General features: G+C 67.9%; 20 protein-coding genes. 7 read left to right on the forward strand and 13 right to left on the reverse strand.

The features are described 5' to 3' along the window. Positions 1-7 precede the first annotated feature (7 nt). The 11 genes from KUV62_RS21760 to KUV62_RS21810 form a co-directional block, all read right to left on the reverse strand. Positions 8-1288, reverse strand: a complete 1281-nt coding sequence (locus tag KUV62_RS21760; protein WP_222605862.1) for a TRAP transporter large permease — start codon at positions 1286-1288, stop codon at positions 8-10. Then, positions 1288-1827 (reverse strand): TRAP transporter small permease, encoded by a 540-nt coding sequence (locus KUV62_RS21765; protein WP_222605863.1) that lies wholly within the window; start codon positions 1825-1827, stop codon positions 1288-1290. Before KUV62_RS21765 ends, KUV62_RS21760 begins: the two co-directional genes overlap by 1 nt. A gap of 75 nt (positions 1828-1902) precedes the next feature. Then, complete coding sequence (locus KUV62_RS21770; protein ID WP_222605864.1) at positions 1903-3006, reverse strand: C4-dicarboxylate TRAP transporter substrate-binding protein; 1104 nt, start codon at positions 3004-3006, stop codon at positions 1903-1905. Between the two features lie 48 nt (positions 3007-3054). Continuing rightward, positions 3055-3531, reverse strand: a complete 477-nt coding sequence (locus tag KUV62_RS21775) for a MarR family winged helix-turn-helix transcriptional regulator (RefSeq protein WP_222605865.1) — start codon at positions 3529-3531, stop codon at positions 3055-3057. 191 nt (positions 3532-3722) lie between these two features. Then, positions 3723-4220, reverse strand: a complete 498-nt coding sequence (locus KUV62_RS21780; protein ID WP_261395829.1) for a MarR family winged helix-turn-helix transcriptional regulator — start codon at positions 4218-4220, stop codon at positions 3723-3725. 189 nt (positions 4221-4409) lie between these two features. Then, on the reverse strand, positions 4410-5858 hold the full coding sequence (locus KUV62_RS21785) for an aldehyde dehydrogenase (protein WP_222605867.1): 1449 nt from the start codon (positions 5856-5858) through the stop codon (positions 4410-4412). Between the two features lie 17 nt (positions 5859-5875). Further along, positions 5876-6610: an ABC transporter ATP-binding protein gene (locus KUV62_RS21790; RefSeq protein WP_222605868.1), complete on the reverse strand. Its 735-nt coding sequence runs from the start codon at positions 6608-6610 to the stop codon at positions 5876-5878. Further along, the gene (locus tag KUV62_RS21795; protein WP_222605869.1) at positions 6603-7331 is read right to left on the reverse strand and encodes an ABC transporter ATP-binding protein; all 729 of its coding nucleotides are present in this window, start codon (positions 7329-7331) and stop codon (positions 6603-6605) included. Before KUV62_RS21795 ends, KUV62_RS21790 begins: the two co-directional genes overlap by 8 nt. Continuing rightward, entirely contained in the window at positions 7328-8257 is a 930-nt protein-coding gene (locus KUV62_RS21800) for a branched-chain amino acid ABC transporter permease (protein ID WP_222605870.1), read from the reverse strand. Before KUV62_RS21800 ends, KUV62_RS21795 begins: the two co-directional genes overlap by 4 nt. Before the next feature lie 4 nt (positions 8258-8261). Beyond that, positions 8262-9134: a branched-chain amino acid ABC transporter permease gene (locus KUV62_RS21805; protein WP_222605871.1), complete on the reverse strand. Its 873-nt coding sequence runs from the start codon at positions 9132-9134 to the stop codon at positions 8262-8264. Between the two features lie 46 nt (positions 9135-9180). Continuing rightward, positions 9181-10395 carry an amino acid ABC transporter substrate-binding protein gene (locus KUV62_RS21810; RefSeq protein WP_222605872.1) on the reverse strand — a complete coding sequence of 405 codons (1215 nt, stop codon included), beginning with the start codon at positions 10393-10395 and terminating at the stop codon, positions 9181-9183. Between the two features lie 177 nt (positions 10396-10572). Between KUV62_RS21810 and KUV62_RS21815 the strand changes: the two genes are divergently transcribed. After that, the gene (locus KUV62_RS21815; protein ID WP_222605873.1) at positions 10573-11439 is read left to right on the forward strand and encodes an AraC family transcriptional regulator; all 867 of its coding nucleotides are present in this window, start codon (positions 10573-10575) and stop codon (positions 11437-11439) included. 6 nt (positions 11440-11445) lie between these two features. Here the strand turns inward: KUV62_RS21815 and pcaQ are convergent, their stop codons facing one another. Next, positions 11446-12360, reverse strand: a complete 915-nt coding sequence (gene pcaQ / locus KUV62_RS21820; RefSeq protein ID WP_222605874.1) for a pca operon transcription factor PcaQ — start codon at positions 12358-12360, stop codon at positions 11446-11448. A 184-nt stretch (positions 12361-12544) separates the two neighbouring features. Between pcaQ and pcaD the strand changes: the two genes are divergently transcribed. From pcaD to KUV62_RS21845, 5 genes are read left to right on the forward strand one after another with little or no spacing between them, the layout of a single operon-like run. Further along, the gene (gene pcaD, locus KUV62_RS21825; RefSeq protein ID WP_222605875.1) at positions 12545-13333 is read left to right on the forward strand and encodes a 3-oxoadipate enol-lactonase; all 789 of its coding nucleotides are present in this window, start codon (positions 12545-12547) and stop codon (positions 13331-13333) included. Continuing rightward, positions 13326-13712, forward strand: coding sequence for a 4-carboxymuconolactone decarboxylase (gene pcaC / locus KUV62_RS21830; RefSeq protein WP_007794729.1), 387 nt, complete (start codon positions 13326-13328; stop codon positions 13710-13712). Before pcaD ends, pcaC begins: the two co-directional genes overlap by 8 nt. Further along, entirely contained in the window at positions 13709-14434 is a 726-nt protein-coding gene (gene pcaH / locus KUV62_RS21835; RefSeq protein ID WP_222605876.1) for a protocatechuate 3,4-dioxygenase subunit beta, read from the forward strand. Before pcaC ends, pcaH begins: the two co-directional genes overlap by 4 nt. Positions 14435-14438: 4 nt before the next feature. Then, complete coding sequence (locus KUV62_RS21840; protein WP_222605877.1) at positions 14439-15131, forward strand: protocatechuate 3,4-dioxygenase subunit alpha; 693 nt, start codon at positions 14439-14441, stop codon at positions 15129-15131. 60 nt (positions 15132-15191) lie between these two features. Further along, positions 15192-16028: a 3-keto-5-aminohexanoate cleavage protein gene (locus tag KUV62_RS21845; RefSeq protein ID WP_222605878.1), complete on the forward strand. Its 837-nt coding sequence runs from the start codon at positions 15192-15194 to the stop codon at positions 16026-16028. A gap of 254 nt (positions 16029-16282) precedes the next feature. On the opposite strand, the gene KUV62_RS21850 is transcribed toward KUV62_RS21845, so the two are convergent. Continuing rightward, positions 16283-17146 (reverse strand): helix-turn-helix domain-containing protein, encoded by an 864-nt coding sequence (locus KUV62_RS21850; protein ID WP_222605879.1) that lies wholly within the window; start codon positions 17144-17146, stop codon positions 16283-16285. A 93-nt stretch (positions 17147-17239) separates the two neighbouring features. Between KUV62_RS21850 and pobA the strand changes: the two genes are divergently transcribed. Next, entirely contained in the window at positions 17240-18418 is a 1179-nt protein-coding gene (pobA, locus tag KUV62_RS21855; RefSeq protein ID WP_222605880.1) for a 4-hydroxybenzoate 3-monooxygenase, read from the forward strand. Positions 18419-18600: the final 182 nt, after the last annotated feature.

The following is an 18600-nucleotide window of genomic DNA, read 5'->3' on the forward strand; positions in this document are numbered from 1 at the left end:
AGGCTCCTCAGAACAGGCCGCGGGTCAGCAGCATGGCGGCGACCAGAGCGATGTCGGCGGCGAGAAACGGCAGGATGCCGGCGAAGATCTGCTCGAGCTTCACGTAATCCCGTGCCACCGAGTGGATGACGAAGACGTTGAGCCCGACAGGGGGCGTGATCATGCCGATCTCGAGCAGCTTGGCGACCAGCAGGCCGAACCAGATGGTGTCGATGCCGTGCGCGGTGGTCAGCGGCAGGAACAGCGGCAGGGTCAGCAGCAGCGCGCCGATCGGCTCGAGGAACATGCCGAGCGCGATGTAGATCAAGACGATGACCAGCAGCAGGCCGGTGGTGCCGAGCCCCATCGCCTCGACCAGCATCCCCACCTCGCGAGACAGGCCCGACATCGCCACGAGGCGGGTGAAGAGTCCGGCGCCGATGGCGATGATGAACAGGGCCCCGGAAGCGAGGATGGTGTCGACGAGGCTTTCCTTGAAATCGGCCCAGCTCAGAGAGCGGCGCAGGATGCCGAGCGCCAGCGCCATGAAGGCGCCGAAAGCCCCGGCTTCGGTGGCGGTGAAGAGTCCGCCGAACAGCCCACCGAGCACGGCGCAGATCAGCAGCAGCACCGGCCAGATCTCGAGCGTTTTCTTCCAGCGATCGCCCATGGTGTAGGGCTCGACCATCGGCAGGCGCTCGGGGTTGCGCCACCAGACGAAGAGCACCGCGCCGATGTAGAAGAACAGCGAGGCGAGGCCGACGAATACGCCGCCCATGAACAGCGCGTTGATCGAGCTGTTGGACTGGATGCCGAACAGGATCAGGATGATCGAGGGCGGGATCAGCGCCCCGATGGTACCGCCCGCGGCGACTGAGCCTGTGGCAATGCGCAGGTCATAGTTGTTGCGCTTCATCTCGGGGATGGCGATGCGGCCGATGGCGGCGGAGCAGGCGACCGACGAGCCCGAGACCGCCGCAAAGCCGCTGGCGCCGGCCAGCGAGGCGATGGCGAGGCCGCCGGGCAGCCAGCTCCACCACACCCGCGCCGCCTCGAACAGGCCGCGGGTGAGGCCCGAGTGGTAGGCGATGTAGCCCATCAGCAGGAACATCGGGATCGAGCTCAGCGTCCAGCTTGCCGAGGAGGTGTAGGGGATGTTCGAGAGCATGCTCATCGCGGGGCGCAGGCCGGCGATGCCGCAGATGCCGAGGAACGACACGAAGATCAGGCTGACGCCGATCGGCACGCGCAGCGCGATGAGAACCAGCAGGCCGACGAGGGCCAGAAGGCCGACGGTGATCGGATCCATCAGTTTGTCTCCTTGGAGGTGGCCTGCAGCTCGTCGAGCGGGTCATGGGCGCGCAGCTCGAAGCGTCCGGTGGCGACCTCGATAAGGCGCAGCACCAGCACCAACGACATCAGCCCGAACGAGATCGGCAGGATCCAGTAGGTCGGCCAGGTCTGGAACACGGTGGTGCCAACCTCGACATAGGCGCCCCGTTCGGTCTGGCGCAGGGCGTTCTGCGCCGTGCCCCAGGTCAGCGGCACGAAGGCGGCGAGGCCGATGGCGAAGCCGAGGAAGGCGACGACCTGGCGCGGCCGTCCGGTGAGATTGTCGGTGAAGATCGTCGCCTCGATATGGCGGCGGCGGATCTCGGTCATGGCGAGCGGCAGGAAACTGATCGCGACCATGTAGTAGCGGCTGACGAGATCGGCGGTGGCCGGGAAGCCCGAGCCCAGGAAGGTGCGCATGAAGACGTCGATGACGATCTGCAGCATCATTGCCAGCAGAACGAGCGAAGCCAGTACGGCGCTGATCCGGCCGATCCATTTCTCGATGAGGTACATGACCCTCTCCGACGGAATATGTGTGGGGGGAGTGATGAGGTGCGCGCCCCGCCCTAGCAGGGCGCGCGGGCCCGGTCAGGAGCCGTAGGCGTTGAGGTCGAGCTTGGAGAAGATCTCCTGGTAGCGCAGCTCTGCAAGGTCTTCGTAGCTCATGTCGGTGGAGACGAGCCCTTCCCACTTCTCGATCAGCGCCTTGTAGCGATCGATCTTGGCCTGCGCGTCCTTGACGCCGCGCTCGGTCAGGATGTCTGCGGCGGCAGCGAGGCGCTCCTCGTTATAGGCCTCCTTGGCGGCGAGCAGGGTGTCGTCGGGGGCGATGAACTCGATGCCCTCGACCTCGCGGGCCTTCTCGGCATCCTCGAGGAAGCCGACAAGCCCCTTGGCGATGCCGTATTGCGTGGCGCGGGCCAGTGCCTCGCGATCCTCGGCAGACATCCGCATCCACAGCAGCCCGCTCACGCCACCGGCGGCGGCGCCGTTGAACACGCCTTCCTCGATCTCGGTGACGTAGCCGATCACGTCGCCGAGGCGGTTGGCGATGATCTCGTGGTTGGCGCTGAAGGTGCCGTCGATGACGCCCTGGCTCAGCCCTTCGAAGAGCTCCGAGGAGGGCAGCTGGGTCGGCTCACCGCCCATCGCCTGCACGAAGCCCGCGTAGAGCGGCGCGCCGGTGCGGATGCGCATGCCCTTGACGTCCTCGACACTCGCGACCGGCTTGGTGGTCAGGAGGTTGTAGGGCGGGGTCGCGTCGGTGCCGAGATAGACCTGGCCGTTCTGGGTGAACTCGGCCTGGCAGTCGTCGCAGGTAGCGATGTACTCGGTCACAGCGGACGAGATCACCAGGTTGTTGGAGCCGAGGATCGACAGCTCCGAGGGCAGCGCCGCGTCGGGGAATTCCGCCGGGAAATACGGCATCAGCAGCGTGCCCATCTCGGTGACGCCGTCGCGCAGGCCCGAGCTCATCTCGTTGGGCGCCACGAGGCCCGACGGGGTGTCCTGCAGATCCCATGCGCCGTCGGTGAACTCTTCCAGGCGGGTGCCGATTTCCGGGTACACCACGGTCGCCAGAACGTGCGCCGGGCCAAAGCCGCTGGTGGCGCGGATGGTGTCGGCCTGCGCCAGCGTGGTGCTCGCCATGAGGGCACCGGCAACGGCCAGTGCGGTCAATCTGATGGTCATGTCTTCCTCCCTTAGATCCGCCCAATCCCTCCGGGCGGAATGTCCGGCCTAGTCGGCCATTGAACCTTCGATGCGGTTCAGCAGAGCCAGCAGCTGCTGCTGTTCCCCGTCTTCCAATGCGGTCAGGCACGCGGCCTCGGCGGCGGCGATGGCCCCGGCGGCCTTGTCGTGCAGGCGGCGCCCGCGCACCGTTGCCTTCAGCTCGAAGCGGCGGCGGTCGGTCTTCATCTGGGTGCGGCTGACCAGCTCACGGGTCTCGAGCTCGTCGACCATGACGACGAGGTTGGAGCGCTCGATCTTCAGCAGCTCGGCCAGTGCCGAGGGCGTGATGCCCGGGTTGCGCACGATCACCGACAGGCAGCTGAAGGTGGGGATGCGCAGGTCGAACTCTGCGGCGGCCTGCTGCGCGGCGGAGTGCAGCACGATGTAGGCGCGTTTGACATTGTAGCCCATCAGACCGCGCACCACGCCCTCATCGACGGGATCTGTCGCGGCGCTGGTAGTGCTGGGCTTGCTGGGCGGCATGTCGAATCTCCTCTTGCTTGCGAGGATGCGAGCAAAAGTAGTTATGGTCAATAACTATTATTTTCCATAACTAGCTGCGGCGCAGAAAGCAGCCGATCGCTTGCCTCTGCTGCAAAGAGGCAATCAACTGAAATCGTTTTGAAATGCCGGGTTGCGGCAGCGCGGCGGAATGGGTCGGCGAGGGCTGCGGATCAGCCGTCTTGCGCGGGTTTTCCGCTCGTGGGTGCGCCCTCGACCGGGCGCAGAGGAGCGCGGCTGAGATCGTTCTCGGCGGTGGTGACCTTGGAGAGCAGGGCGACCAGCGTGTCGCGTTCGCCGGGGCCGAGCTGCTTCAGCATCACGTCCTGGGCTCGGCGCACCACGGGGCGCACTTCGCGCAGCAGCGCGGCGCCTGCCTGGGTCAGGGTCAGGACCCGGGCGCGGCGGTCGGTGCGGCTGACGCTGCGCTCGAGCAGCCCGCGCACTTCGAGACGCGCCACCACGCCGCCGATGGTGGCGCGGTCGATGGCGACGAGCCCGGCCAGCGTCGCCTGCTCGATGCCGGGGTTTTCCTCGAGCATGCAGAGCGCCGCGAACTGCATCGGCGTCAGATCGAAGCCGGCGGCCTTGGTCTCGGCGGCGAAGGCCGAGACCGAGATCTGGTGCATGCGGCGGATCAGGTGACCGGGCAGGTCATAGAGGTCTGTCATCATGGGGCACCGGGGAGGCTGCGGAACGGGTCCGGCCACTATGCAACCCCAAGCCCGGGCGGGTAAAGATATAAGTGTGCTTACCTTTTGGCAAAACCGAGGAAGAAACCGCTCCGGGCCCCGCGACCGACGCCTCGTTGAGCGCTGCGCGCAGCTCCTCGGCGCTGGGCACCGAGAAGCCGGGCAGGCTCAGATCGGGTAGTGCAGGTCGCCGTCCTGGGTGGTGATCCAGCGCAGCTCGGTGAATTCCGCGATGCCCCAGCTGCCGCCGAAGCGACCGTAGCCGCTGTCCTTCACGCCGCCGAAGGGCATCTGCGCCTCGTCATGCACGGTTGGTCCGTTGACGTGGCAGATGCCGCTCTCGATGCGCCGCGCCACTGCCATGGCGCGGGTCTGATCGCGCCCGAACACCGCCGCCGAGAGGCCGAACTCGCTCTCGTTGGCCACCCGCACCGCCTCGTCGACCGAGCCGACGCGGATGATCGACGAGACCGGGCCGAAGCTTTCCTCGGAATAGAGCCGCATCTGCGGGGTGACGCCGTCGAGCGCCGCGGCGTTGAGGATGGTGCCCTCGCCGCCGCCGCCGATCAGCTGTGCGCCCTTCGAGACAGCGTCCTCGATCAGGTCGCGGATGCGGTCGGCGGCGGCGAGGTTGACGAGGCTGCCGAGCGGCGCGCTGCCCTCGCGCGGATCGCCGGCGGTGAGGCTCTGCACCTTCTCGGCAAAGGCGGCGACGAAAGCGTCGGCGATCTCGTCCATGACGATGATGCGCTCGGTCGACATGCAGATCTGGCCCTGGTTCATGTAGGCCCCGAAGCCCGCGGCGGCGACGGCCGCCGGAATGTCGGCATCGTCCAGCACGATGAACGGCGCCTTGCCGCCGAGCTCTAGCAACGAGGGCTTGAGGTGCCGCGCTGACAGTTCGGCCACGATCCGCCCCACCCGCGTCGAGCCGGTGAAGTTCACCCGGCGCACCGCCGGGTGCGCGATCAGCGTCTCGACCAGCTCGGGCGCATCCTCAGGCGCGTTGGAAATCGCGTTGACAACGCCCTTGGGCAAGCCCGCCTCGGCCACCGCCTCGAGGATCAGCGCATGGGTGCGCGGGCAGAGCTCGGAGGTCTTCATCACCACGGTGTTGCCGCAGGCCAGCGGCGTCGCGATGGCGCGCACGCCGAGGATCACCGGCGCGTTCCACGGCGCCATGGCGAGCACAACGCCGGCGGGCTGGCGCACCGCGTAGGCGGTGGAGCCGGGGCGGTTCGAGGGCACGATCTCGCCCTTAATCTGGGTGGTCAGGCTCGCCGCCTCGAGCAGCATGTCGGAGGCCAGCATGACGTTGAACCGGGCCCAGGCCTCGGTGGCGCCGATCTCGGCCTTCATCGCAGCGACGATGTCGTCGCCGCGCGCGGTCAGCGCGTCGGCCGCCTTGAGCAGCATCTTGCGCCGCGCCATCGGCGCCACCGCCGCCCAGTCGGGGAAGGCGGCGGCGGCGGCGTCCACCGCGCGCATCGCATCAGAGGTGCTGGCGGCGGCGGCACGGGTCGCGGTCTCGCCGGTCACCGGGTTGGCGCGCTCGAAGGCGCGGTCGTCCTCGGCGGGAACGTGTTCGCCGTCGATAAACAGGTGCAGGCTGTCCATGTTGCTCGGATCTCCTCTCAGGTCAGTTCTGTGTCGAGCGGCTCGGTGGTGCCGCCCAGGAAGGCACGCTGCACCGCCGGGTCGTCGCGCAGCTCATCCGCGCTGCCGCTGCCCACCACGCGGCCCGCCTCGAGCAGGTAGCCGCGGCTGGCGAGCGCCAGGCTGGCGCGCACGTTCTGCTCGACGATGACCAGCGTCAGCCCGGTCTCGCGGATGCGGGCGAGCGCGGCAAAGACCTCCTTGGTGACGATCGGCGCGAGGCCGAGGCTGGGCTCGTCGAGCAGCAGCAGGTCGGGCCCGGACATCAGCGCGCGGGCGATGGCCACCATCTGCTGCTCGCCACCCGACATGGTGCCGACAAGCTGCCGCTGACGCTCGGCGAGGCGCGGGAACAGCGCCAGCACCTCGGCGCGCCGATCTTCGGCCCCGTGGCGGGCGCGCTCCGGGTGGCCGCCGAGTGCGAGGTTGTCGGCGACGCTCATGCGGGCGAAGATGCCGCGCCCCTCGGGCACCAGCGCGATGCCGCGCTCGACGATGGCGTGGGGCGGGACGGTGGCAAGATCGGTGCCCTCGTGCAGGATACGGCCCGAGGCCGGGCGCAGCACCCCGCCCACCGCCTTCAGCAGCGAGGACTTGCCGGCCCCGTTGGCACCGAGGATCACCACGCATTCGCCGGGCGAGACTCGCATCGACACGCCGTCGAGCGCGGTGTGCTTGCCATAGGCCAGCCGCAGGCTGTCGATCTCAAGCATCCTCTTCTCCCAGGTAGGCGGCGACGACGTGGGGATCGGAAAGCACCGCGTCCGTCGGCCCGTCGGCGATCAGCTTGCCGGAGTTCATCACCGCGCAGCGTGGGCAGAGGGCGCGCACCGCGTCCATGATGTGCTCGACCATGATGATGGTCAGGCCGGTCTCCTCGAGGCGCCGGATCAGCCCGATGCCCTCATGCAGCTCGGTCGGGTTGAGCCCGGCGAGCCATTCGTCGAGGAGCAGCAGACGCGGCCCGGCGGCGAGCGCGCGGGCCAGCTCGAGGCGCTTCTGGTCGATATAGGCCAGCTCCGAGGCGGCCTGACCGGCACGCGCGGCGAGCCCCACGGTCTCGAGGCATTCGGTGACCCGCGCCTCGAGCGGCGCGCCCCAGAGTCGGTCCGGCCCGAAGGCGGCGGGCACCATGACGTTCTCCCGCAGCGTCAGCGAGGGCAGGATGCGCACCAGCTGGAAGGTACGGGCGACGCCAGCCTTGGCGATGCGGTCAGGCCGCGCGCCGGTGAGGTCGCTGCCCGCGATCAGCAGCCTGCCCTCGGAGGGCTTCAGCGCCCCCGAGATCAGGTTCATCAGCGTGGTCTTGCCCGATCCGTTCGGCCCGAGCAGCCCCAGAACCTCGCCCTTGCGCACGGTTAGCGAGACGCCATCCACCGCCGTCAGCCCGCCGAAGCGCTTGGTGAGAGCGTCGGTTGTTAGCAGCTCACTCATGCGGTGGCCTCCTTGCTGGCGCCGTTGCGCTTGGGCTTGCGCAGCCCCTCGATGGCGGCGAGCACGCCGTTGGGCAGCGCGTAGACCACCGCCATGAACAGCAGCCCGAGCAGGATCGAGAAGTGATCGGGGAAGCGCGCCGAGAGCCACTCGAAGAGCAGGAACAGCGGCACCGCGCCGCAAAGCGGCCCCCAGAGCCGGGTCGCGCCGCCGAGCAGCGCCATGATCACGGTCAGGAAGCTGACCGTCGGGTTGAATACGATCGACGGCTCGACATAGACCCAGCGCGGCGCCTGGATCGCGCCCACGAGGGTGATGATCGTTGCCGAGGCCACGAAGAGCACCAGCTTGGAGCGCGCGAGGTTGATGCCGGAATGCGCCGCCACGGTCTCGTCATCGCCAATCACCCGCAGCGCGAGGCCGAGCCGCGAGCGCCGGATCCACGCGGCGAGCCCGATCGTGCAGACGCCGAGCGCCAGAAGCTGCCAGTAGATCTCGCGCGCGCCGAGATCGAGGAAGATGTAGCGCCCCAGCGTGCCGGTGACGTTGACCTCGAACCAGGTGATGAGCTGGCGCACCAACTCGGCCAGACCGAAGGAGAAGATCACGAAATAGATCCCCGCCAACCGCAGCGTCGAGAGCCCCACCAAGAGCGCCATAGTGGCGCCGATGCCGGCGGCGCAGAGCAGCACCAGCGGGTAGGGCAGCACCTCGTTCAGCACCGCCACGGTGTAGGCGCCGACCCCGAAGAAGGCGACGGTGGCGAGCGAGATGTAGCGCGTGGGCCCGGAGAACATCGCCCAGGCGGTCGCCAGCGTGACATAGCCCGCGAGCCCGACCAGCAGCCCGGTGCCATAGTCGCCAAGAAGAAACGGCAGGACGGAAAGCCCCCCAACCGAGACGGCTGCAATCCCCAGATACAGCATGCTCTCAGCCTCCCGCCCTGCCGAACAACCCCGTCGGCCGCCAGAGCAGCACCGCGAGGAAGAGTGTGTAGGTTGCCGCGAGCGTCAGCCCGGGATCGATGAAGGCGGCCACGAAGGTCTCGGCGAGCCCCAGAAGCAGCCCGGCGATCAGCGCGCCGAGAATGTTGCCGACGCCGCCCATGATGACGACGATCAGCGCCTTCATGGTGAAGACCACACCATCGGTGGCCGAGAAGGTCTGGAACATCGAGACCAGCGCCCCGCCCGCCGCCGCCAGCGCCCCGCCGAGCGCAAAGCCCTGCCGGCCGAGCCGGTTGACGTCGATGCCGACGAGGTAGGCCGAGTCTGGTGCCAGCGCCACGGCGCGCAGCGCCCGGCCCCAGCGCGAGCGCACCAGCACCGCGTAGAGCCCGAAGCCAATCACCAGCGACAGCACGAAGGCGATGAGCCGGTTGGCGGCGACGGTGGTGCCGAGCAGCGCGATGCCGCGGTCGAGATAGCTGTAAGAGGTGAAATCGCTGCCGAAGCTCACCAGCATCAGCCCCTGGACGACGAAGAGCAGGCCGAAGGTGGCGAGGATGGTGTCGACCTCGAGCCGTCCGCCGCCGCCCGAGCGCTTGAGCAGCGGCCGCATCATCAACGCATGGATGCCCCAGCCGAGCGCGTAGCCCAGCGGCACCACCACCAGAAGGCCCCAGAGCGGGCCGATGCCCCAGCTGGTGAACATCATGAACACCGCGAAGCAGGCGAGCAGCATGAACTCGCCATAGGCGAGGTTCATGATCCGGGCGATGCCGTATTGCAGCGACAGGCCGAGCGCCAGCAGCGCGTAGGTCCCGCCGAGCACCAGCCCGAGGAAGAGGGTCGATAGGATCATCGGGTGCCGTCCTTGGCGGGGCGGACGCAAGGCCCGCCCGCGCGGATTACCATTCGGGTTTCGGGATCACCGGCGCAGCGGCGCCTTCGCGGTCGGCGGGGCTCACGGCGACGAAGCTGTCGCCCTGCCATTGCCCGACCCACCAGAGCTGGCGCAGCTGGTTGTCTTCCAGCTTGACCTCGCCCAGCACGGTCTCGAAAGACCCTGTCGAAAGCTCCTCGGCGAGCGCGGCGTGGTCGAGCCCGACGCGCTTGACCGCCTCTTCCAGCATCTCGAGCGAGGCATAGGTGACGGCGCTGGCCCAGCTGTCGGGCGGGGCGCCGATGGTTTCGGTGTGGCGGGCGAAATAGTCCTGGATGGCCGGGTTGGCCGCGTCGACGCCGCCGATCGACATCACGCCTTCCTGCGCCCCGCCCGAGATCTTCTGGTAGACCGGGAAGGCGCCGCCGACGCCGATATAGAAGACCTTGGGATTGACGCCCGCGGTGATCGCCTGCTTGGTCACGCCGAAGCTGCCCGGCGGGTAGGAGAAGGCGACGAAGCTGTCGGCGCCCGAGCCCTGGACCTCGTTGAGGATGGTGGCGAAATCCGAGGTGCCGAGCGGGTAGCTCTCGTCGTAGACCAGCTCGAAGCCGGCCTCCTCGAAGGCCGGGCGTGCGGCTTTCACCAGGTCGATGCCGAAGCCGTCGGCGACCGAGATCATCGCCACCTTGTCGTTGATCGTGCCGGCCTCCTTGGCGGCGCTCAGGGTCTCGACCAGCGCGGTTGCGTAATCATGCCCGCCGCCCAGCATCCAGAACGAGCGCTCCCAGCGCGCGGCGAAGTCCGGCGCCTTGTCGGTGACCGCGGTCACGGCGAGCTGCGGATAGCCGAAGCGGTCCATCAGCGGCGCGATGGCGAGGTTGCCGCCGGTGCCCCAGGGCGGCAGGATCAGGTCGACCTCATCCTGCGTCGCGAGCCGCTCGATGGCGCGCACCAGATCCTCGGCGCTGGAGCGGTCGTCATACTCGATCACCTCGATCATGCGGCGGCTGCCATCGGGCATTTCGAGCCCTCCGGCGGCGTTTACCTCTCCGACCCAGAGCTCGTAATTGGGGATCGTGGTGATCCCGGCGCCGGTGGCGTTGGGGCCGGATTTCGATACCGCGTAGCCGATGGTGACGGTCTCGTCCTGCGCCGCCAGAGGCGCGCTCAGGGCCAGCGATGAGACCAGCGCAAGCGGCAGCGCGCGCAGCAGCGCGCGTCTCGAATTCAGTGACATCAGTTTCCTCCCGTTGACGCCCCTCCCGGCGTCGTTCTGTGCCGCCAGCCGCCTGTCTCTCCCCGAGGCGATCTGGTGGATGCAGCGAGGGTAGAGGAAAAAGGCGTTGATAAAATGCACTCGTGCAGGGAAGAATTGCACACATACGCCGTTTCTCCTGCCCAATCGGTGAACAGTTTGCCAACACGCCTGTCCCAGCTTCCCGCCCATCTCGGCCTCACGGCGCACCAGCTGCGCAGCCCGCTGGCCGAGGCCACCTTCGGTCTCAAGCCCGAAAGCGCCTGCCTGATGGTGCTCGAGGCAGGCCGCGCGCGGATCGGCGCGGGCGAGGCCGGCTGGCGCATCGAGGCACCGCGCTTCGTCTGGCTCGCAGGAGGCGCGCGGACCGATCTGCGCCTGTCGCCGGGCAGCCGGGGCGAGATCCTGATGATCTCGCGCGCGGCGCTCTCCAACGTGCTGCCAGCCAGCGCCTTCGGGGACGAGCTGAGCCGGGTGCTGACCAGCGATCTCTCGCTGCCGCTGGGAGACGAGCGGGCGCAGGTGACGCGGCTGCTGGGCGATCTGCGCGGCGAGCTGGCGGGCGGTGCGCCGGGCGCGGCGATCATGGCCGGGCATATCCTGTCGATGCTGCTGATCCAGCTCTGGCGCGGGGTAAAGGCGGGGCGCGAGCGCCCGGACGTGGCCACCGGCGGGCTGGTGCAGGGCTTCATCCAGCTGGCCGGGCTGCACCTGCGCGAGCATTGGGAGGTGGGCCAGTACGCCGCTGCGCTGGGCGTCTCGCGCGACCGTCTCTCGGCGGCGGTGCGGCGCGCCACGGGTCGCGCCCCGCAGGTCTGGCTGCACGAGGCGCTGCACCGCGAGGCGGTCGAGCTTCTGAGCAATTCCGGGCTGCAGGCGGCGCAGGTGGGGTTCCGGCTGGGCTTCTCCGACCCGGCCTATTTCAACCGTTTCTTCAAGCGCATGGAGGGCGTGCCGCCGAGCCGCTTCCGGCGCCGCCTGACGCGGCGCAGCGCGCCCGCGACCTCGTTTGCCGCCTGGCCCTGAGCCGGCTCAGATCCCCAGCGTCTCGATGGCGGCGGTGACCGCGAGGCGGAAGATCTCCTCGGCGGGGGGCGGCGTGGTCTCGGGGCGGGTCACCATGCCGACCGGGCCGATCGACATGGCGGTGTCGAAGGGCAGGCGCGCCAGCCGGCCCTCCTGCACCTCCTTGGCGACGACCCCGGCCGAGATGATCCAGATCGCGTCGGACGTGGGCACGTAGTTGCGCCCGAAGGCACCCGACACGGTCTCGAGCCGGCGCGGCGGCACCCCCACGCCCTGCGCGATCAGCAGTCGCTCGACCAGCGCCCGGATCGCCGCGCCCTCGGGCGGATAGATCACCGGCCAGTCGCCGATGCGGCGGATGTCGGGCGCGTCGAGCAGCGGGTGTCCGGGGCGCACCACGAAATCGAGATGCTCGTTGTAGAGCTGGGTGAAGGAGATGCCCTGCATGGTCTCGGGCGGCCCCATGCGGCCGATCACCAGATCAATCTGGCCGCGGCGCAGCAGGTCGATCAGGTAGGCGTGTGGGCCGTCGATGATGCGCAGCGTCACCTCGGGTGCCCGGGCAAAGAACTCATGCGTGACCTGCGGCATCAGCCGCGCCGCGACGCTGGGCAGCGCCCCCACGGTAAACGCCGTGCTGCCGCCGCGCCCGAGCTGCTCGATTTCGTCGAAGCCCTGTTGCAACGTCACGAGGCTGCGCTCGGCGAAATGCAGGAAGACCTCGCCCTGCCGGGTCAGCGCGATGCCGGCGCGGCTGCGGGTCAGCAGCGGGGTGCCGAGGATGTCCTCGAGCTCCTTCAGGGTCTTGGAGATCGCCGGCTGGGTGACAAACAGCGTCTCTGCCGCGCGTTTCAGGCTACGCTGGCGCACGATCTCGACAAAGCTCTGGATGTGCCGAAACTTGATGCGGCGGTCGATCATGGCGTTACTTGCCTGTTTGGTTAAGTTAAGCGGCCCCGTTCTCATTTTACTTTCAATTCATCGTATGTGAAGACTTGGGCCGAGGCGCAGGCCTGCCTTTCTTCGGAAAACGGCCTGCGGATGGGAGACGGAGACACGCCGCCGCAGTCTAGGGCCGCGTGCGACCAGCAAGGAGAGCACCGCGATGCGTAGCCTGCACGTGAACGGGATCGATCTGCATTGGCGTGAGGACGGCGACCCGCAGGGCGCGCCGGTGGTGTTCGCCAATTCGCTCGGCACCGATCTGCGGCTCTGGGACGATCTTTTGCCGCTGCTCCCCGAGGGGCTGCGGCTGATCCGCTACGACCTGCGCGGCCACGGCCTCAGCGGCTGCCCCGCCGCCCCCTATGACATGGACACGCTGGTTTCGGATGCCGAGGCGCTGATCGCGGCGCTGGGCCTCGAGACCCCGGTCTTCGTCGGACTGTCGATCGGCGGCATGATCGGGCAGGGGCTGGCGGCGCGCCGACCCGGCCTGCTGCGCGGGCTGGTGCTGTCGAACACCGCCGCAAAGATGGGCGAGGCCGCCATGTGGCAGACCCGGATGCAGGCGATCCGCGACGGAGGGCTGGCCTCCATCGCGGACGCGGTGATGCAGCGCTGGTTCGCTCCGGCCTTTCTGGAAACTGACGCCCTGCCAGCCTGGCGCGCCATGATGTGCCGCACCCCGCAGGATGGCTATCTCGGCTGTTGCGCCGCCATTGCCGGCACCGACCTCGCCGCCAGCACCGCCAAGCTCGCGCTTCCGGTGCTCGGCATCGCGGGCTCGGATGACGGGGCGAGCCCGCCCGAGCTGGTCAAGGGCACCATCGACCTGATCGACGGCGCCAGCTTCGAGATCATCGACGGCACCGGCCATCTGCCCTGCGCGGAGAAGCCCGATGCCTATGCTGAAATTCTCACGCATTTCCTGAAGGAGATCGGACATGTCTGATCGTTACGACACCGGCATGTCGGTGCGGCGCAGCGTGCTGGGCGATGCCCATGTCGACCGCGCCGAGGCCGCCAAGACCGAGTATGACCTGCCGTTCCAGACCCTCATCACCGAGAGCGCCTGGGGCACCGTCTGGGCCTCCGACGGCATCGCCCGCCGCGAGCGCTCGATGCTGACGCTGGCGCTGCTCGCCGCGATGGGCAATTTCGAGGAAATCCCGATGCACATCCGCGCCGCCACCCGCACCGGGGCCTCGCGCAGCGACATCATGGAAGCCTTCCAGCATGTCGCCGTCTATTGCGGCGTGCCCAAGGCCAACCACGCCATCAAACTTGCCAAGCAGACCTGGGCAGAGCTCGATCAGGGAGAGGATTCATGAGCCAAGCAGAATTCTACCAGCGCGACCGCGAACGCCATCCGCCGGCGCTGACGCCGGATTACAAGACCAGCGTCATGCGCAGCCCGCGCGCCGCGCTGATCTCGCTGCAGCAATCGGTGTCCGAGATCACCGGCCCGGTTTTCGGCCACAACGACATCGACCCGATCGACAACGACCTGATCCACAACTACGCCAAGGGCGGCGAGAGCGCCATCGGCGAGCGGATCATCGTGCATGGCCGGGTGCTGGACGAGAACGGCCGCCCGGTGCCGAACACCCTCGTCGAGGCGTGGCAGGCCAATGCCGGCGGGCGCTACCGCCACAAGAAAGACACCTACCTCGCGCCGATTGACCCGAATTTCGGCGGCTGCGGCCGCACGATGACCGACGAGAACGGCTATTACTTCTTCCGCACGGTGAAGCCCGGCGCCTACCCGTGGCGCAACTGGGTCAACAACTGGCGCCCGGCCCACATCCACATGTCTGTCTTCGGCACCAGCTTCACCCAGCGCCTGATCACCCAGTGTTATTTCGAGGGCGACCCGCTGATCGCCAAGTGCCCGATCGTCAAGACGATACCGACACAGGACGGCATCGACAGCCTCGTCGCGGCGCTCGATCTCAACGCCACCGTGCCGCTGGACTCGATCGCCTACAAGTTTGACATTGTGTTGCGCGGCCGCCGCTCGACCCTGTTCGAGAACCGTCTGGAGGGGAATTGATCCAATGGTGCAGAAACTCGACTACCTGAAAGAGACCCCGTCGCAGACCGCTGGTCCTTACGTCCATATCGGCCTCGCGCCCGGCGCCGCCGGCTTCGACATCTATCGCCAGGAGCTCGGTTGGGACATTGCCGGCCCGAACGCCAAGGGGGAGCGCATCCGCATCGAGGGCATCGTCATCGACGGCACCGGCAACCCGGTGAAGGACGTGCTGATCGAGACCTGGCAAGCCAACGCGGAGGGTGTCTACGCCCATCCCGAGAGCGCCGGCGAGGTCGAAAAGGGCTTTCGCGGCTGGGGCCGCGTGATCACCGATTTCGAGACCGGCGAGTGGGGCTTCGACACCGTCAAGCCGGGCCCGGTGAAGGCGCGCAAGCCGCTGGGCTCCGGCCCGCTGCACCCGCCGGCCAATGCCGGGGATGACTGGCTTGGCCGTGGCGACGAGGGGCACGAGGACATGGCCCCGCATATCAACCTCTGGATCGTGGCGCGCGGGATCAATATCGGCCTGAACACGCGGCTCTATTTCGACGATGAGGAAGAGGCCAACGCCAAGGATCCGGTCCTGAACCTGATCGAGTGGCACAACCGCCGCCCGACGCTGATCGCCAAGCGCGGCGAGCGTGACGGCAAGGTGGTCTACCGCTTCGACATCCGCCTGCAGGGCGAGGGCGAGACCGTCTTCTTCGACGTCTGAGACAATTGATTTCCGGCGCCGCCTTCCATGGGCGGCGCCTGTTTGCTGAAAGGGACGACCATGGGGAAACCCTGCATCATCTGCGTCGCGATCACCGGATCGCTGCCGACCAAGGACAACAACCCGGCGGTGCCGATCACCGTCTCGGAACAGATCGAGAGCACGCAGGAGGCCTTCGAGGCCGGCGCCACCATCGCGCATTGCCACGTGCGCGACGACGAGGGCAAACCGACCTCGGATCCCGAGCGCTTCGGCAAGCTGCTCGAGGGCCTGCGGCAGCACTGCCCGGGCATGATCGTGCAGCTCTCCACCGGCGGCCGCTCCGGAGCCGGTCAGGCGCGCGGCGGCATGCTGCCCCTTAAGCCCGACATGGCCTCGCTCTCGGTCGGCTCCAACAATTTCCCGACCCGCGTCTACGAGAACCCGCCGGATCTCGTGGATTGGCTGGCCTCGGAGATGGTGGCCCACGGCGTGAAGCCCGAGATCGAGGCCTTCGACCTCAGCCACATCCTCAAGGCTTATGAGATGTGGCAGAAGGGCCAGATCGCGGCGCGCCCCTACGTGCAGTTCGTCATGGGCGTGAAGAACGCCATGCCGGTCGACCGGATGGTGTTCGACTACTACATCCAGACCGTGAAGCGGCTCTTCGGTGACGAGGCCGCCTGGTGCGCTGCCGGCATCGGGCCGAACCAGATCGTGCTGAACGAGTGGGCGATCTCGCAGGGGGGGCACGCCCGCACCGGTCTCGAGGACAATGTCCGCATCGACCGCAACACGCTGGCGCCCTCCAACGCCGCGCTGGTCACCCGCGCCGCCGAGCTCTGCGACAAGTACGAGCGCCCTGTGGCCGACTGGCAGACCGCGCGCGAGATCCTCGGGCTGCCGCTGGTGGCCTGAATAGGGTTGCTTTGAAGCCGCGCGAGCGCCGGACGGTGGTTTGGCGCTCCGCCCTTCGAACCCCTTGTTTTATCCCTGCCAAATCCGAAAGATCTCGACACGCGGCGCTGGTGTCACCAAAGCGCCAGACCGCGGGGACGGTCCGGCGCTCGCGCGGCGCCCTGCGGGCTTGAGTCCGCGCGTCGGCGCACCCGGCGAAAGAGAGGGCCGGCGATGGCGCGGCGTCGCGCTCCATGCCACTGGACGCGCCAACCCTACTCCCCCGTCCGCTCCCCGGAGACCCGCGCCCGGTAGGCGCTGGGCGTCTCGCCCATCCGCAGCCGGAAGCGGCGCGAGAAATAGGGCGGGTCGGCATAGCCCAGACGGTAGCCGACCTCGGCCACCGGAAGGCGGGTGAAGGCGATGAGGCGGCAGGCCTCGGTCATCACCGCGGTCTCGAGATAGGCGGTGAGGCTCATCCCCGCCGCGCCGCGCACCACCCGGTTGAGATGCCCGGTGGTGACATGCAGCGTCGAGGCGTAATCCCGGGCGCTCCAGCCCTCGGCCAGATGCTCGGAGATCAGCGCGTCGAGCCGCTGCATCTGCCGGTTGGGATCGCGCGGCGAGGGCATCGCGGCCGTGCTTTCATCGGCGAGCACCGCCAGAAGCGCGTGGGTGAGCGAGACCAACCTCTGAGCGCGAAAATCACCATTCGAGCCATAGGCCCCCTTGATCGAGGCCAGCAGCGCGTCCGCGCCCTCCGACAGCGCACCGTGCCGGTGCGTGCCGAGCCAGTCGCTCAGCGCCGGGGTCTTCGGTCCGAGGCGTGCCACCACCGGTGAGGGAATGGACAGAACCGTCCCCTCGGTGCCGCGGGTGAATTCGAAGCCATGCACGATCTGCGGCGGAATATAGAGGTATTGCCCCGGTTCGAGACGCGTCTCCGCGCCATCGAGCGTCACCCGTGCAGCGCCGGACGAGATCTGGAAGACCTGCGCCATCTGGGTGTGACGGTGCGGCGAGATCACCCAGCCATGCAGCCCGGCGCGGTCGAGAACCGCCTCGCAATGCACCACGTCGGGAAAGGCCGTGGTTTCCCCGAAGAGGTTGAAGATGGGGATATGTGCAGGCTGGTTCATGCATGAATAATACCATTCAATGAAGCTCCCGTCCATTCGCGGGAGGCTCCGCGCGGGCTAGTGTGCGGCAACGCAAACGGGAGGAACTCGCGCATGACTACCCTCAAGACCCAGGTCGCCATCATCGGAGGCGGCCCCTCCGGCCTGCTGCTGTCGCAACTGCTCAACAAATCCGGTGTCGAGACCGTCATTCTCGAGCGCTCGACCAGGTCTCACGTGCTGTCGCGCATCCGGGCCGGCATCCTCGAATGGGGCACCGTCGAGCTCCTGCGCGCCGCCGGGGTCGAGGCCCGCATGGACAAGGAAGGCATCCCGCATGACGGCTGCTACCTGACCGATGACGAGCTCATGGTGCATATCGATTTCAAGGAGCTCACCGGTAAGCAGGTCATGGTCTATGGCCAGACCGAGGTGACCGCCGATCTCTACACCGCGCAGGACGCCATGGGCACGACCGTGCTGCACGAGGTCTCGGACGTGTCGATCCACGATCTCGACCAGCCCAGATCGCGCGTCGAGTTCACCCACCAGGGCGAGCGTAAGGTATTGGAATGCCTCTACGTCGCCGGGTGCGACGGCTTCCATGGGGTGTCGCGCAAGACCATCCCCGAGGAGAAGCGCGCCGAGTTCGAGCGGGTCTACCCGTTCGGCTGGCTCGGCATCCTGTCGGAGACCCCGCCGGTCAATGACGAACTGATCTACTCGAACTCCAAGCACGGCTTCGCGCTGGCCTCGATGCGCAACGAGAAGCTCGTGCGCTACTATGTGCAGGTGCCGCTCACCGACACCGTTGAGGACTGGTCGGACCAGCGCTTCTGGGACGAGTTCAGCCGCAGGATCCCATCGGAGGCCGCGAGCCGCCTGGTCACCGGCCCGTCGATCGAGAAATCCATCGCGCCGCTGCGCAGCTTCGTCTCCGAACCGCTGCGCTGGGGCAACCTGTTCCTCGTGGGCGACTCGGCGCATATCGTGCCGCCGACCGGTGCCAAGGGCCTCAACCTCGCCGCCTCCGACGTGTTCTACCTGCACAGCGCGCTGATCGAGGCGGTCAACGGCAAGGGCACCGGCGGGATCGACGATTACTCCTCGAAGGCGCTGGCGCGGATCTGGAAGGCGATGCGCTTCAGCTGGCAGATGACCACCATGCTGCACCGCTTCGATGGCGAGGACGCCTTCGCCGAGCAGATGCGCAAGGCGACGCTGGATCACCTCGCCCATTCCGAGACCGCGCGGCGTGATCTGGCCGAGAATTATATCGGCCTGCCGTTCTGAACGCGGTCAAACGAGAAAGCGACCCCGCCGCGAGGAGGCTCCCGGCGGGGCTTTTCGTGCGTGGTAGGGGGTCATTTCTCAACACACCAACGGTGCCCCGCGCGGAATCAAGGCACTTAAAACGCCACCGCGCATCGGTCATGCTGAAAGCCTGCATCCGGCATGACCCGCTCCCCCGGACC

The organism is Salipiger bermudensis (assembly GCF_019801965.1).
Taxonomy (GTDB): domain Bacteria; phylum Pseudomonadota; class Alphaproteobacteria; order Rhodobacterales; family Rhodobacteraceae; genus Salipiger; species Salipiger bermudensis_A.